The organism is Streptomyces sp. NPDC043861 (genome assembly GCF_056435905.1).
Genome location: NZ_JBWKDP010000011.1, coordinates 197,380 through 211,775, shown reverse-complemented (window position 1 = coordinate 211,775; position 14,396 = coordinate 197,380). Strand labels below are relative to the sequence as shown.

Here is a 14,396-nt window from a genome sequence, read left to right as displayed (position 1 = left end):
CATGGGGTCTCCCCGGGCCCGCCAGGGGCCGAGGGGAAACATCGCAAGGCGGTGGGGCACTCCCTGGCTCCGCCAGCGGTGCCCCCACCCGGCCGCAGGCCGGGGAAGAGCGCCCTCGTACCGCGGACGTACCCGGGCGACTCCGACAACGCAGCTTGGCGGCACCTCCCAGCGCTAGCCCGTGGAGCACCGCAGCCGTCGTCGCGGGCCCGAGAAGACCGCCCGGACAGGCCCTAGCTGAGTCCCGCCGTGCGGGCCCGCTCGACCACCGGGCCGATGGCCTTGGCGACGGCCTCCACGTCCTCCTCGGTCGAGGTGTGGCCGAGGCTGAAGCGCAGTGTGCCGCGGGCCAGATCCGGGTCGGTACCGGTGGCGAGCAGGACATGGCTGGGCTGGGCGATGCCCGCGGTGCACGCGGAGCCGGTGGAGCATTCGATGCCCTGGGCGTCGAGGAGCAGCAGCAGGGAGTCGCCCTCGCAGCCGGGGAAGGTGAAGTGGGCGTTGGCCGGGAGCCGGTTCTCCGGATCACCGCCGAGGATCGCGTCGGGAACGGCCGACCGTACCGCCTCGATCAGCTTGTCGCGCAGGGCGCCGACCTCACGGGCGAAGCCGTGGCGCCGCTCGGCGGCGAGCCGCCCGGCCACGGCGAACGCGGCGACCGAGGGAACGTCGAGGGTGCCGGAGCGCACATGGCGTTCCTGGCCGCCGCCGTGCAGGACAGGCACCGGGGTGTGCTCCCGGCCGAGGAGCAGCGCGCCGATTCCGTACGGGCCGCCGATCTTGTGGCCGCTGACGGTCATCGCGGCCAGTTCGGAGGCGCCGAAGTCAAGATCGAGCTGTCCGAAGGCCTGAACGGCATCGGAATGCACGGGAACCCCGAACTCCGCTGCGGTTTCGACGAGTTCACGGATCGGCATGACGGTGCCGATCTCGTTGTTGGCCCACATGACGGTGGCGAGCGCCACGTCGTCGGGGTCGCGCTCGATCGCCTCGCGCAGCGTCCCGGGATGCACACGCCCGTGCCGGTCGACCGGTAGGTACTCGACGTTCGCGCCCTCGTGCTCGCCCAGCCAGTGCACGGCGTCGAGGACGGCGTGGTGCTCCACGGGAGTGGTCAGCACGCGGGTCCGGCGGGGCTCGGCGTCCCGTCTGGACCAGTAGAGGCCCTTCACGGCGAGGTTGTCGGCCTCGGTGCCGCCGGAGGTGAGCACGACCTCACTGGGCCGCGCCCCGAGCGCCTCGGCGAGGATCTCCCGGGCCTCCTCGACGGTACGGCGGGCCCGGCGGCCCGCGGCGTGCAACGACGAGGCATTGCCGGTGACGGCGAGCTGGGCGGTCATCGCCTCGATCGCTTCCGGCAGCATCGGAGTGGTCGCGGCGTGGTCGAGGTAAGCCATGGTGACCACGATTCTACGAGCGCCGGGTGCCCCGGTTGCGCCGCCGGGTGACCGTTCGGGCCTCCGTGGGCGTACACCCGCACCCCGAGGGGCGGACCGCGCGCTTCCGCCGACCGGTCGACGGCGGGGGAAGCGCGCGGTGGTCACGCAGGACGTCAGCCGCCCAGGGTCCAGGTGAACGTGCCGTTGACGGTGACGAGCACGGCGAGGACGACGAGGTCGGCCACGCCGAGGGCCAGACCCAGCAGGGCTCGGCCACGCCGGGCCGTGCCGCGCCAGAGGGCCAGGGTGGCCAGCACGACGGCGCTCGGGCCGAGGACGACATTCATGACGAGCAGCCCGAGCAGTCCGGACACGAACGAGGCGACGGCCATGCCGTCGGCGTCACGCGTACCGGTGAACCTGCGGGCGGGGGAGGTGAGTTCCATGGTCCGACACTCCTCGGGGGTCAGCGGGGCCTGCGGTGCGCGAGCCGCTCGCGCATCACGAACACGAGCAGCCAGGCACCGATGAGCGAGGCGGCGACGGCGGACACGGGGAGGGGGATCTGAGCCACGGCGCCCAGAAGGACTCCCAGAAGCAGGAGTGCGGCGACGAGGGCGATCATCATCAGCCTTTCTGCGATCGGAATTGAGTACGACTGTTCACTGACTACCCAGTCTAGTCTTCCCAGAACCGGAGAACGGTTGTTTACTGAATGGCATGAGTCACACCGTCGGCATCCGCCAGGCCCAGAAGCTGAAAACCCGTCAGGCGCTCCTGGACGCAGCCCTGCGACTGCTGGAGGACCAGAGCCTGAGCAGCCTCGGACTGCGCGAGGTGACCCGGGCCGTTGGGATTGCTCCGGCCGCCTTCTACCGGCACTTCTCCGATCTCGCGGAGCTCGGCGTCGCGCTGGTCGAGGAGGCGCTGGGCAGTCTGCACGGGCTCATCGGCGAGATCCTCGCGGAGACGGGCGATGCCGAGGTGCGGATCGAGCGCAGCGTGGACCTCATCGCTCGTCATGTCCGTGAGCAGCCCGCCCATTTCCGCTTCATTGCCCGCGAGCGGCACGGCGGTGTGGGTCCGGTCCGTTCGGCCATCGCGGCTCAACTGAACCTCTTCACCCGGGAAGTGGCTGCCGCACTCGCCGGGGAGCGGGCGTCCGAGGGCTGGAGCACGACCGACCTGCAGATGCTGGCGGGCATGTACGTCGACCACATGGTGATCACCTCGTCCGCCTTCCTCGAGGCCCGCGAGGCCCTGGACTCCGGTGGCACCGGGGGTCCGGACGAGGCGGAGGTCGCCCGCTCAGCCCGTGACCGGATGCGCCTGGTCTCGCTGGGCCGCCTCCACTGGCTGCAGGACCGCGGGCAGGCGGACGGCGCGACGACGTCCCGCCACGGGCCCCAGGGCCCCGGCCGGGACACGCCGGGCGCCGAACGGTGCTAGGGGGTTCCGGTCCCGCCGGATCCGGTGGGACGCCATGGACCCGGAAGCTTGCACCCCGGCTCCGACCAGCGGTCACGCGGCAACGTCTAGGCTGCTGCCGATGATCAGCTCATCGGAGCGGGGGGACGAAAACCGATGACCAGCGCGACCGAGGTGTTCCAGCCACTGCAGACGGACGATCCGCCCCTGGTGGCTGGTTACCGCCTCGCCGCCCGACTGGGCGAGGGCGGCATGGGCCGGGTCTACCTGTCGCACACGCAGGGCGGCCGGCCGGTGGCGATCAAGGTGGTACGCCCGGAGCTGGCCGGCGATCCGGCCTTCCGGCAGCGGTTCCGCCGGGAGATAGCGGCGGCCCGGCGGGTCCGGGGCGCGTACACCGCCGAGCTGATCGACGCCGACGCGGACGGCGTACCGCCCTGGCTGGCCACGCTGTACGTGCCCGGGCCCTCCCTGGCAGAGGCCGTCGCCCGGCGCGGACCGCTGCCGGTGCCGGCGGTGCTGTGGCTGATGGCGGGGGTGGCCGAGGCGCTGCAGGCCGTCCATGGTGCGGGAATCGTGCACCGGGACCTGAAGCCGTCGAACGTGCTCCTGGCCGCCGACGGGCCGCGTGTGATCGACTTCGGTATCTCGCTGGCCTCCGGCGTCACCTCGCACACAGCCACGGGCGCCGCCGTCGGCACGCCCCAGTACATGGCTCCCGAGCAGGCGACCGCGGGTGAAGTCACAGCGGCGACCGATGTCTTCGCGCTCGGCCAGACAGCGGCGTTCGCGGCACTGGGCGAGCCGCTGTACGGAGACGGCCCCTCGGTCAGCGTGCTGTACCGGATCGTGCACTCGGAACCCGACCTGTCCCTTCTGCCCGCGCAGCTCCGTCCGCTGATCGCCCGGTGCCTGGCCGCCGATCCGGAGGAGCGGGCCACGCCGGCGGAAGTCGTCGAGTGGTGCCGGAAGCGGCTGGGCCGGGACGCCGACGCAGGCGCGGGGCCGGCCGTCTGGCGGGAGGTCACGGGGCCGGAGGTGATCGTTCCGTCTCCGGTCCCCGACCCCACCCCGGTGCACACGCTGCCGTTGCCCGTGCGGCCGGGGCCGGCGGGACCTGACGAGCGGCGCGTCCGCCGGCGACGGGCCGCGCTGATCACGGCCGCCGCGGTGACCGCGGCCGCGCTGCTGCTGACGGGCTTGACGTGGACGGTCATGGACGCAGCGGCCCGGCTCCGCCAAGGGGACTCGGCCGCATCCTCGGCACCCGGCCCGGCAGCGTCCGCACGGTCGTCAACGTCCTCGTCGGCCCCCGCGGCGACCTCAGGGGCTGGGGGCCGGGCACCCGGGCGGTCGAGCCCCTCCTCGACCACGCCCGAGCCGCCGCGAGCCGTGGCGCATCCCCTCCAGTGGCTGGACGAGAAGAACTCACTGGGCATCAAGGACCCGGTCGCGCGCAAGGACCGCAAGGGGGACATCCGCTTCACCTGCAGCAGGACCAGCTGCGCCCTGGAGAGCGACACCAGTGTGATCGGCATGCTGTACACCAAGCCGGGCGCCTCCCTCGATTCATGCCGTATCGCCCTCAACGGCGCCGACAGTCACCGCCTCCCGCTGGCCGCGGCGGCGGCCGGCAGCGAGATCTGCATCAAGCACCCCTCCGGAGACATCGCGCTGCTCGTGATCCAGGTGAAGTCGACCGCGCTGCCGGACAGCGGGGTCAGCTTCGTGACCGCGGACATGACGGTCTGGCGGGCGGACCGCGGTGCGCGGTGAAAGCGGGGGTTCCGGTCCGGACCCGGGCGACCGCTCGATCACCTCACGGTGATCCCGCCACCCGCCGCCGGCCACCCCGCTTCGGCGTCCGGTCCGAGAGCAGCGGCCCCACCGGCGCCCGCGGCGCGTCGGTGAACGGCACACCCGGACCAGCGGCCTCCCGATCCGGACGGAACTGCCCACGGGCTGTCCCGCAGTCCCCGGCGGGCACGCGACGACAGCCACGGCCCTCCCCCGGCTACCGCTGGGAGGCACCCCCCACGCCCCGTTGCCCTGAGTGCCCGAACACGCCCGGTACGAGAACACCCCTCCGCCTTGCGATACTTCCCCTCGGCCCCGGCGGGCCCGGGGAGACCCCACGTATCCGACGCCGCGTGCTGATCCACCGGGGATTGCGGGACAGCCCTCAGTCGGCGTCGGCCGGCCGGCCCTCACCGACCATGAACCGCCACACCAGGCCGTGCCCGAGGACGATCAACAGGATCAGCAGAACCGCCTCGGCCTGGAGGGGGCTGAGCCCGATGACATCGGCCAGCTCGGGCGCCGCACCCATCACCGCGATCAGGGCGTAGACGACGGCAGCCGCCGCCTGCACCTTGGTCACGGCCGCGGAGTTGTTGTCCCCGCGGCTGCGCCCGAGCAGACGCAGGGTCGACACGCAGCCGACCACGGCGAGGACGACGAAGCTCGCCCGCCAGACCCCCGGTGTCCCGGCACCGCCCACCTGCGCGAACAGACCCATCAGTGCAGGCAAAAGGAAGGAGAGGTAGATCCCGCCCACGATCCGGCGCAGCGGGGGCCGGCTCGTCCAGTCCTCGTGTCCCTGCACCACGTTCCACCAGAGACCCACCAGCGTGAAGCAGCTGGCCGCGAAGAGTGCGTAGAACGTACTGACATCCATCAGGTCTCCTGCGTCGAGATCCGCACACCGGGAGCCCCGGGATCGGCACACCGCGTCCAGGAGCCGCCTCGCACCGGTGGAGCGGTCGGCGACACGGACCCGGTGGCGTGAGCGAGCGTGCCAGCCGGTGTCTGCGCCCCGGTGGACCGACACTCCTCACGCACCCGAACCGGTACCGGTCCGCACCTGGCCGGATGCGCCGGGCTCCATCGCGTCGTCGGGCCGAGGTGCCGGTCACGGCTTGAGGTGGCTGAATCCCACTTCGAAGCATTCGACGGAGACCAGTTGCCGGCCTTCTTTCCGAGCGGTTTCCACCCGGATCCGGTCGGCCTCCTCCTCGCTGTCCCTCATGGTCTCCTCGTCCTCCCACAAGGTCAGCAGAAGGGCCTTCCCGGACGCCCGGTCGACGAGGTGGTACACCCCCAGAAAGCCGTTCGCCCAGCGGACCCGCTTGACGACCCCTTCCGAATTCGCGGACAGGTCGCTCTCGGACGGCACCGGTGAGCCCTCATAGGTGCTCACTCTCGCGAACATCACAGCACCCCTTCCTCCACGACCGCCGGCCGGGCAGCAGCCGGTCTGTGACCAGCCTCCCCCGGTGGACTTCAGGGCGCACGCCGCACGGGCGCGGGCCCCGGCACGGGTGTTGCCGGGCCCGCGCCGGGCAGATGGTACGCCCGCCGGGCCCGGCCGGGACGACGACACGGCGGCCCGGAAGGCACCTCTTGAACAGCACGGGACCTGCGGCTCAGTCCTTCCCGAGCCAGAGGTCGGGGCCGAAGACCTCGTAGTGGACGTCCGCGGCCGGCACCCCGAGCCGCAGCAGATCACCACGCACCGCACGGAGGTGGGGCAGCGGGCCGCACAGGTACGCGATCAGCCCCTGCGGCAGTTCCAGCGCTCCGAGGTCCGTGCGGCCGTGCCGAGCACCGGGAACGGCTGGGTCGGGCGTCTCGTACCAGAGATGGCACTCGGCGTTGGGCAACGCCTCCACGAGCCGGGCGAGTTCCTCGCGATGAGCGTGGTCGTCGGGAGAACGGTCGGCGTGCACCACGATCACCCGCCGAACGGATCCCGTGGAGGCCAGGGCGTCCAGCATGGAAAGCATCGGTGTACTGCCGATGCCGGCGGAGACGAGCAGCAGCGGGTCGTTCCCGTCCGGCAGGGTCAGTCCTCCGGATGGGGCGGACACCATGAGGCGGTCACCGGCACGCAGATGCCTGTGCAGCCAGGAGGAGACCTCGCCGTCCGGGCCGGGTCCGCCACCGGCGGCCTTCACGCTGATCCGCCAATCGGCACGCCCCGGGCCCTGCGAGAGGCTGTACTGGCGGATCTGCCGCGCCCCGTCGGGAAGCCCGACCTGAACGCTGACGTACTGTCCCGGCAGGAAGCGGCCGTTCGGGCTCCCGTCGGCGTTCAGGAGCGTGAAGGAGACGACGTCGGCCGTCTCCCGGCACCGTCCGGTCACCCGCATCGGGCGCCAGACCATGCCTTCGGCGACACCGGCCTCCTCGTAGAGCCGCGCCTCCAGCGCGATCAGGGCGTTGGCCATCAGCCAGTACACCTCGTCCCAGGCGGCGGCCACTTCGGGCGTGACCGCGTCGCCGAGCACTTCGGCGATCGCGTCGAAGAGATGCCGATGGACGATCTTGTACTGCTCGGAGGTGATGCCGAGCGAGGCGTGCTTGTGGGCGATCCGGGCGAGCAGGACGTCCGGCCGGGTGCCGGGCCGGTCCACCAGCATGGCCGCGAAGCCCGCTATGGACCCGGCGAGCGCCTGCTGCTGTGATCCGTCGGCCTGGTTGCCTCGGTTGAACAGATCCCTCAGCAGTTCCGGACGGGCCGTGAACAGCCGTGAGTAGAAGCGGTCGGTGATCTCGCCGATCGCCGCACCGATGGCGGGCAGCGTGGCACGGACGACGGGAAGGGACTGCTCGGAGAGCACACCAGCCTCCAAAGTGGTAAGTGATCTTCATATTTTGACGCACGCGTCGTCGACGGCCCGGAATCCGGAACCTCAGACGGTGCCCCGCCCGGTGAGCGTCACCAGCACCGGCCCCGTGGGCGAGGCCACGACATCGGCGACGGTCAGCGCATCGAGAGAGCTGTAGAACGCCTGCTGGGCGGCGCGCAGAGCACTACGGAGACGACAGGCCCCGCGCAGGGGGCACGGAGGGTCACCCTCGCAGGCGACCACTTCCTCCTCCCCCTCCAGCTCACGCAGCAGCCAGCCGACCGAAGCCGCACGGCCGAACTCCGTCAGCTCGAGGCCGCCACCCCGGCCGCGCCTGGCCTCCAGCACACCGAGATGCTGCAGCCGCGCCACGGCCTTGGCCATGTGGGCGTAGGGGACGTCCATCGCCTCGGCCACCTGACGCGTGGTCAGGGACTCCCCGTCCCGGACAACAGCCAGCCGCATGACCGCGCGTAGCGCCAGATCGCTGAACTTCGTCAACCGCACACACTGACGCTATCAAATTCACATCTTGGATACCTATTAGGCGCCGCGGTGAGACACACCACAGGCGGACATCCCACCGCGCACAGCGGGTCGTGCAGAACGGGCTCCCCCGATGCCGTCGTCGACGATTCCGGGAGAGCCCGTGCGGGGACTCCGTGCGGGCGGGCACGACAGGTCGCGCCCGGCCGCTACTGCGGCAGCTTCGCCAACTGGCGGGACTGGGCGACCAGACGGTCCGCGCTGTCCCAGATCTCCGCGTCCTCCTCCAGGAAGCCGCCCGCGAGGTTGCGGGTGGTGATGGCGACCCGCAGCGGCCCGGGAGCCGGGCGGCAGCGGATGTGGGTGGTGAGCTCGACGGTCGGGGTCCAGCCCTTGATCCCCAGCTCGAACGAGGTCGGCGGCAGCGCGTCCACGGTGAGCAGCAAGGACAGCGGATCCGCATCGCGCCCGTCGGCGAGCCCGAACCAGCCGCGCATCTCCCCCTTGCCGGAGGGCGCGCCGACGGCCCAGCCCACCGTGGCGGGGTCGAGCTTGATGCGCAGCCGCTCGGTGATCGCGGAGGAGCCCGGGATGGCGGGGGTCGGCCCGTCGGCCGGTCCGAGGCAGTGCTCGTACGGCGGGATGGCCGGCGGCTTGGCAGTCGTACGGACGTCGTCGGGCAGCCCGTCCAGGTCGCCGTAGGTGGCCAGGACGCGGATGCGCTCGATCTCGGTGCCGTCCTCCGCGTACTGGATCAGGGACGCCTGACCGGTGGAGAGGGTGCGTCCGCTACGGAGCGTCTCCGTGCGGATCACCGCGGGTCCCGGCTCGGACGGACTGAGGTAGTGCGCCGAGACCGTGAACGGGTCCGGGTGCGGCAGCGCGTCGGAGAGCGCACGCCCGAGCATCGCCAGCAGATAGCCGCCGTTGACCGCGCGGATGATCGTCCAGCCCGCGGAGAGCTCCGCGTCGTACAGACCCGGAACATTCGGGTCTCGCAGGGTCACAGCGGTGTCGCGGTCGAACTCGCTGTTCCCGATGGTTGCCTGTGCCACCTGTGCCATGACCGAACCGTACATCAGGAAACTACTAAGCGGTAGCTTTCCTCACGCTTTCGTCGGCCGGCTCGGTGGCGGAGGACCGGCGGTTCCATGCGCGCGGGGCCCGCCAGTGGAAGCGCATGGCGAGCAGCCGCAGGACGAACGCGGTCGCCACGGCGAATCCGCTGGTGGTGGCGTTCAGCGCATCGAATCGGATGCAGAGCACCACCATCGTGGCGCCGACGATCGCGGGCACGGCGTACAGGTCCCGGTCCCAGCGCAGCAACGAGGGCACCTCGTTGGCGAGAACGTCGCGAAGAACACCGCCGCCGACGGCGGTGGCCAGGCCGAGCACCGCGGACGAGGTCAGACCGAGGCCGTATTCGTACGCCTTCGTCGTACCGGTGACGCAGAAGAGGCCGAGCCCCGCGGCGTCGAAGACGTTGACCGAGCCCTGGATGCGCTCGACCTCCGGGTGGAGGAAGAAGACGAACGTGGCCGCGACGAGCGGCATCAGAAAATACCCGAGATCCGTGAACGCGGCGGGCGGCACCGCCCCGATCACCAGATCACGGAAGAGTCCGCCACCCAGCGCGGTGACCTCGGCGAGGACGGCGATACCGAAGACGTCGAAGTTCTTGCGTACGGCGAGGAGGGCACCGGAGATCGCGAACACGAAGATCCCGGCGAGGTCGAGGGCATGCTGAACGGAGGGGGTGAACAGTTCGTGGAACACCGCCCAATTGTGCCGCGCCGGTGGCCTGGGTCCTGGCCAGGCCCCGGGCCGTGGCCGCGCCCTTTGGTGCCGGGGACGTTCTCGACTCCGCGGCGCGCCGGCCGGGGTGCAGGTGGTCATCACCGGACCGGGCTGGGGCCCGCGGGTGGTGGGGCGGGCCCGGGCGGCATCGGCCCCGACCCCGGCCATCCGTCCGACGTTCCGGATGCGTACCCCTGCGCGGCCGGACGGCCGTCCCACGGTGTGCGGCAATCCCGGCCCGTCCGGCGCTCCGGGACGGACATCCGGGTGGCACCCCGCGGCAGGGCGCCACACCGACCGGGTGGTGCAACCCCACCGTGACCCGGATGCCGGGTGCGGGGCGCAGCGCCCCGCACCCGGTCGGGGCTACTGACGGACCGGTGCCTCCGACGCCTCGTCGGAGTCGTCGGGCGCCTCGTCCGAGCCGGGCGCGGCAGGAGTCTCCGCGGCCTGCTCGGAATCCTTCTCCACTGCCTCGTCGGCAGCGTCGTCGGCCCTCTCACCACTGGTGTCCGGGGCATCGGGTGCGGCCTCCGGCACCCTGTCGGACACAGACGCCGATTCCGGCGCCCCGCCCGCACGCGGAGCCGGCACCGGCGTGGTGTCGGTGTCCGGGAGCACCTCCGGGTCCACGTCCTCCACGCCTTCGCGCACCGCCGGGACGACCTCTCCCGACGTGCGCGCGATCTCGCCCGCCGCGATCTCGGCCGCGAAGTGGCAGGCCACCTTGTGGCCGGACCCGAGATCCTTCAGCTCCGGGCGCTCCGTCGCACACAGCGTGTCCTGCTTCCAGGGACAACGCGTGTGGAAACGGCAGCCCGCGGGCGGATTGGCCGGCGACGGCAGATCGCCGAGCAGCAGAATGCGCTCGCGGCTGTCCTCGACCTCCGGGTCCGGCACGGGCACCGCGGACATCAGGGCCTTGGTGTAAGGGTGCTTGGGCTCGGCGTAGAGCGCGTCGCTCGGGGCCTCCTCCACCAGGGACCCGAGGTACATGACCCCGATGACATCCGAGATGTGCCGCACGACCGCGAGGTCATGGGCGATGACGAGATACGTCAGGCCCATCGACTCCTGGAGCTCCTCCAGCAGATTGATGACCTGCGCCTGGATGGACACGTCCAGCGCGGAGACCGGCTCGTCACAGATGATCACGTCCGGTTCGAGCACCAGTGCCCGCGCGATCCCGATGCGCTGGCGCTGGCCGCCGGAGAACTCGTGCGGGTAGCGGGACAGGGCGTTCGACGGCAGCCCCACCTTCGCCAGAATCTCCTTGATCTTCTCCCGGCGCTCGTCCTGGTTGGCGCCGATGCCGTGCGCCGCCATGCCCTCGGACAGGATCGACTCGATGTTCTGCCGAGGGTTGAGGCTGCCCAGCGGGTCCTGGAAGACCATCTGGAGCCGCCGCCGGAAGCTGCGCAGCTCCTTCTCGGGGAGCTTCGCCAGATCCGTCCCGTCGAGGACGACCTCGCCGTCCGTGATGTCGACGAGCCGCAGCACCGCTCGCCCGAGCGTGGTCTTGCCACATCCGGACTCGCCCACCAGACCGTACGTCTGGCCCGCCTCGACCGACAGCGAAATCCCGTCGACGGCGTAGACATGCCCGACCGTACGGTCGAAGAGGATGCCCTTCTTGACGGGGAAGTGGACCTTCACTCCGTCGAGTTCGAGCAGGCTCATGCCGGGACCTCCGTTGTGGGCAGGACCGGGTTGACGCAGCGGGCCTCGTGTCCGGCCTCGCGTGGTTCGGTCAGTTCGGGCGTGCCGGTCAGGCAGCCCATCTCGTAGCGGTCGCAGCGCGGAGCGAAGGCGCAGCCCTCGGCCCAGGCGATCTGGTCGTTGATGGACCCGCGGATGGGGTTGAGGGATTCACCGCGCGGGGCGTCGAGCCTCGGGATGGAGCCGAGCAGCCCGTGCGTGTACGGATGCGTCGGATGGGCGAACAGCTCGCGCCTGCCGGAGGATTCGACGACCTTGCCCGCGTACAGCACGTTGACCTGGTCGCACAGCCCGGCGACGACACCCAGGTCATGGGTGATCATCAGCAGCGCGGTGCCCTCCTGGTCCACCAGCTCCTTGAGCAGTTCCAGGATCTGCGCCTGGATGGTGACGTCCAGTGCGGTGGTCGGCTCGTCGGCGATGAGCAGCCGCGGCGCGCAGGCGACCGCCATGGCGATGAGGGCGCGCTGGCGCATCCCACCGGAGAGCTGGTGCGGGTACTCCTTGAGCCGCCTGGTCGGGTCGGGGATGCCGACCCGGTCCAGCAGATGCGCGGCTTCCTTGCGGGCCGCCTCGCCCTTCATGCCGCGGTGGCGCTGCAGGATCTCGGTGACCTGTATGCCGATCGGGATCACCGGGTTCAGCGAGGACAGCGGGTCCTGGAAGATCATCGCGAGCTTGCTGCCGCGCAGATCGCGGATCTTCGCGGGACTCATCGTCAGCAGATCGGCGCCGTCGAAGTCCGCGCGCCCGCCGAGGGCGACGCCCTTGCGCGGCAGCAGGCCCATCAGCGCGAGCGAGGTGACGGACTTGCCGCAACCCGATTCGCCCACCAGGCCGACGACCTGGCCCTGGTCGACGGAGAAGGAGACCCCGTTGACGGCCCTGACGTCCTTGCGGCCGCGTCCGCCGAAGGTGACGGTGAGTTCGTCCACATTGAGCAGTGGCATGACATCAACCTCGCAGCTTCGGGTCGAGGGCTTCGCGCATGGCCTCGCCGAGAAGGGTGAAGCCGAGAGCGGTGATGATGATGGCGACCGCCGGATACATGGACATCATCGGCTCGTTGTCGAAGAAGCGCTGGGCCTGGGAGAGCATCACGCCCCACTCGGGGACCGCCGGATCGGGGTTGCCGAGTCCGAGGTAGGACAGTGCGGCGGCCTCGATGATGGCGGTGGCCAGGCTGAGCGTCGCCTGGACGATCACCGGGCCCAACGAGTTGGGCATGATCTGGGTGAGCACGATGCGCCGCTTGCGGATGCCGAGGGAGCGCGCAGCCAGTACGTAGTCCTTGCCGCCCTGCGCGAGCATCGAACCGCGCAGGAGCCTGGCGAAGATGGGAATCTGCACCACACCGACGGCGATCATCACCGTGGTCAGCGACTGCCCCATCACCGCGGCGACGGAGACCGCGAGGAGCAGCGAGGGCAGCGCCAGCATGATGTCGGTGACACGCATGATGGCGTCGTCGATGCGCTGTCCCGCGCGCCCGCCGAGGGTGGCCGCCGCGCCCGACAGGGCGCCGACGAAGGCGCCGAGGACCAGGCCGATGAGCATGGAGACCACACCGACCAGCAGGGTCTGCCGTGCTCCCACGAGCATGCGGGAGAACATGTCGCGGCCCAGGTGGTCCAGACCGAACCAGTTCTCGGCCCGCGCCCCGACGAACTTGCCCTGGTTCTGGAAGACCTCACCACGCCAGGTCTGCTCGGTCGGGCCGTACGGGGCGACCCATGGGCCCACGATCGCGATCACGACGAACGCGGCGATGACGATCGCGCCGATGATCGCCATCTTGCTGGCACGCAGCCGACGGAACGCTTCCCGCCACAGACTGGCGCCGCTCGAGCTCTCGGTCTTGGCAGTGAGCTCCGCGAGCCGGTCGATCTTCGATGTCTTGGTAGTTGCCAGGCTCATCAGTGCACCCGCACCCTCGGATCAATGACGCTGTACGCGAGGTCGACCAGCAGGTTGATCAGGACGTACACGGTCGCGATGAACATGATGAAGCCGACGAGCACCGGGTAGTCACGGGCGTCGATCGCCTTGCGGATGAAGTCGCCGATGCCACCGAAGGAGAAGACCGACTCGGTGAGCACTGCACCCGACAGCAGGCTGCCGGTGAGCAGACCGATCGTGGTGACCACGGGCAGCAACGCGTTGCGCAGGATGTGGCGGCCGCGGACGACCCTGCGCTCCAGGCCCTTGGACTCGGCGGTGCGGATGTAGTCCTCGCCGAGCACCTCCAGCACGCTGGCCCGGGTCATGCGCACGATGACGGCGAGCGGGATGGAGGAGAGGGCGAGCGCGGGCAGCACCAGGTGCGTGAGCGCGTCCCAGGAGGCGTCGAACTCGCCGGTGAGGACGCCGTCGAGGACGGCGAATCCGGTCACACTGGTGGCGTCGAGGCCGGTGTCCATGCGGCCGAAGCTGGGGAAGACGCCCAGCTCGACGGCGAAGATGCCCTTGAGGATGAGGGCGAGGAAAAAGACCGGGATGCAGATTCCGATGAGCGATCCGGAGACCGAGGCCACGTCGATCCAGCCGCCCCGCTTGCGCGCTGCGAGGTAGCCGAGCGGGATGCCGACCGCGACGGCGATCACCATCGCGGCGATGCTGAGTTCGACCGTCGCGGGAAAACGCAGGACGAACTCGTCCCACACCGGCTGCCCGGTCTGGGTCGAAGTGCCGAGGTCGAGTTCGAAGATCCGCTTGAGGAAGCGGCCGTACTGGACGTAGAGCGGCTGGTCGAGCCCGAGCGCCCGGTTGATGCGTGCCACTTCGGCTTCGGTCGCCCGCTCCCCCAGGATCGCCGAGGCGGGTCCGCCGGGCAGCCGGTTCAGCCATACGAAGAGCAGAACCGACAGGCCGAGCAGGGTGGGTATCAGCTGTAGCAGTCGTCGTACGACGAGTCGCAACACCCCGCATGCCCCTTTCTTGCGTGTGTTGTACGAGT

The 14,396-nt window shown here is 70.7% G+C and carries 15 protein-coding genes; 2 read left to right on the top strand and 13 right to left on the bottom strand.

Annotated features, from left to right (window positions below; translation table 11 throughout):
• Positions 1-233: 233 nt before the first annotated feature.
• The 3 genes from AC068D_RS24850 to AC068D_RS24840 form a co-directional block, all read right to left on the bottom strand.
• Entirely contained in the window at positions 234-1,397 is a 1,164-nt protein-coding gene (locus AC068D_RS24850; protein ID WP_478825245.1) for a cysteine desulfurase family protein, read from the bottom strand.
• 155 nt (positions 1,398-1,552) lie between these two features.
• On the bottom strand, positions 1,553-1,825 hold the full coding sequence (locus AC068D_RS24845; protein ID WP_478825244.1) for a DUF4190 domain-containing protein: 273 nt from the start codon (positions 1,823-1,825) through the stop codon (positions 1,553-1,555).
• 20 nt (positions 1,826-1,845) lie between these two features.
• Positions 1,846-2,007 carry a hypothetical protein gene (locus AC068D_RS24840; protein WP_478825325.1) on the bottom strand — a complete coding sequence of 54 codons (162 nt, stop codon included), beginning with the start codon at positions 2,005-2,007 and terminating at the stop codon, positions 1,846-1,848.
• A 92-nt stretch (positions 2,008-2,099) separates the two neighbouring features.
• On the opposite strand from AC068D_RS24840, the gene AC068D_RS24835 reads away from it, so the two are divergent.
• On the top strand, positions 2,100-2,828 hold the full coding sequence (locus AC068D_RS24835; RefSeq protein WP_478825243.1) for a TetR family transcriptional regulator: 729 nt from the start codon (positions 2,100-2,102) through the stop codon (positions 2,826-2,828).
• Positions 2,829-2,963: 135 nt separating this feature from the next.
• Entirely contained in the window at positions 2,964-4,583 is a 1,620-nt protein-coding gene (locus tag AC068D_RS24830) for a serine/threonine-protein kinase (RefSeq protein ID WP_478825242.1), read from the top strand.
• A 406-nt stretch (positions 4,584-4,989) separates the two neighbouring features.
• Here the strand turns inward: AC068D_RS24830 and AC068D_RS24825 are convergent, their stop codons facing one another.
• The 10 genes from AC068D_RS24825 to AC068D_RS24780 all read right to left on the bottom strand — a co-directional run bounded on the left by AC068D_RS24825 (position 4,990) and on the right by AC068D_RS24780 (position 14,361).
• On the bottom strand, positions 4,990-5,484 hold the full coding sequence (locus AC068D_RS24825) for a hypothetical protein (RefSeq protein WP_478825241.1): 495 nt from the start codon (positions 5,482-5,484) through the stop codon (positions 4,990-4,992).
• A gap of 234 nt (positions 5,485-5,718) precedes the next feature.
• Positions 5,719-6,006, bottom strand: a complete 288-nt coding sequence (locus AC068D_RS24820; protein WP_478825240.1) for a hypothetical protein — start codon at positions 6,004-6,006, stop codon at positions 5,719-5,721.
• A gap of 226 nt (positions 6,007-6,232) precedes the next feature.
• Complete coding sequence (locus tag AC068D_RS24815; RefSeq protein WP_478825239.1) at positions 6,233-7,429, bottom strand: globin domain-containing protein; 1,197 nt, start codon at positions 7,427-7,429, stop codon at positions 6,233-6,235.
• Positions 7,430-7,501: 72 nt separating this feature from the next.
• Positions 7,502-7,945: an RrF2 family transcriptional regulator gene (locus AC068D_RS24810; RefSeq protein WP_478825238.1), complete on the bottom strand. Its 444-nt coding sequence runs from the start codon at positions 7,943-7,945 to the stop codon at positions 7,502-7,504.
• A gap of 188 nt (positions 7,946-8,133) precedes the next feature.
• Complete coding sequence (locus tag AC068D_RS24805; RefSeq protein WP_478825237.1) at positions 8,134-8,988, bottom strand: thioesterase family protein; 855 nt, start codon at positions 8,986-8,988, stop codon at positions 8,134-8,136.
• A 25-nt stretch (positions 8,989-9,013) separates the two neighbouring features.
• Positions 9,014-9,700 carry a trimeric intracellular cation channel family protein gene (locus AC068D_RS24800; protein WP_478825236.1) on the bottom strand — a complete coding sequence of 229 codons (687 nt, stop codon included), beginning with the start codon at positions 9,698-9,700 and terminating at the stop codon, positions 9,014-9,016.
• 387 nt (positions 9,701-10,087) lie between these two features.
• The gene (locus AC068D_RS24795; RefSeq protein ID WP_478825235.1) at positions 10,088-11,401 is read right to left on the bottom strand and encodes an ABC transporter ATP-binding protein; all 1,314 of its coding nucleotides are present in this window, start codon (positions 11,399-11,401) and stop codon (positions 10,088-10,090) included.
• Entirely contained in the window at positions 11,398-12,390 is a 993-nt protein-coding gene (locus AC068D_RS24790) for an ABC transporter ATP-binding protein (RefSeq protein ID WP_478825234.1), read from the bottom strand. Before AC068D_RS24790 ends, AC068D_RS24795 begins: the two co-directional genes overlap by 4 nt.
• 4 nt (positions 12,391-12,394) lie before the next feature.
• On the bottom strand, positions 12,395-13,357 hold the full coding sequence (locus AC068D_RS24785) for an ABC transporter permease (RefSeq protein WP_478825233.1): 963 nt from the start codon (positions 13,355-13,357) through the stop codon (positions 12,395-12,397).
• Positions 13,357-14,361, bottom strand: coding sequence for an ABC transporter permease (locus AC068D_RS24780; protein ID WP_478825232.1), 1,005 nt, complete (start codon positions 14,359-14,361; stop codon positions 13,357-13,359). The genes AC068D_RS24785 and AC068D_RS24780 overlap by 1 nt, the downstream gene beginning before the upstream one ends.
• Positions 14,362-14,396 lie beyond the last annotated feature (35 nt).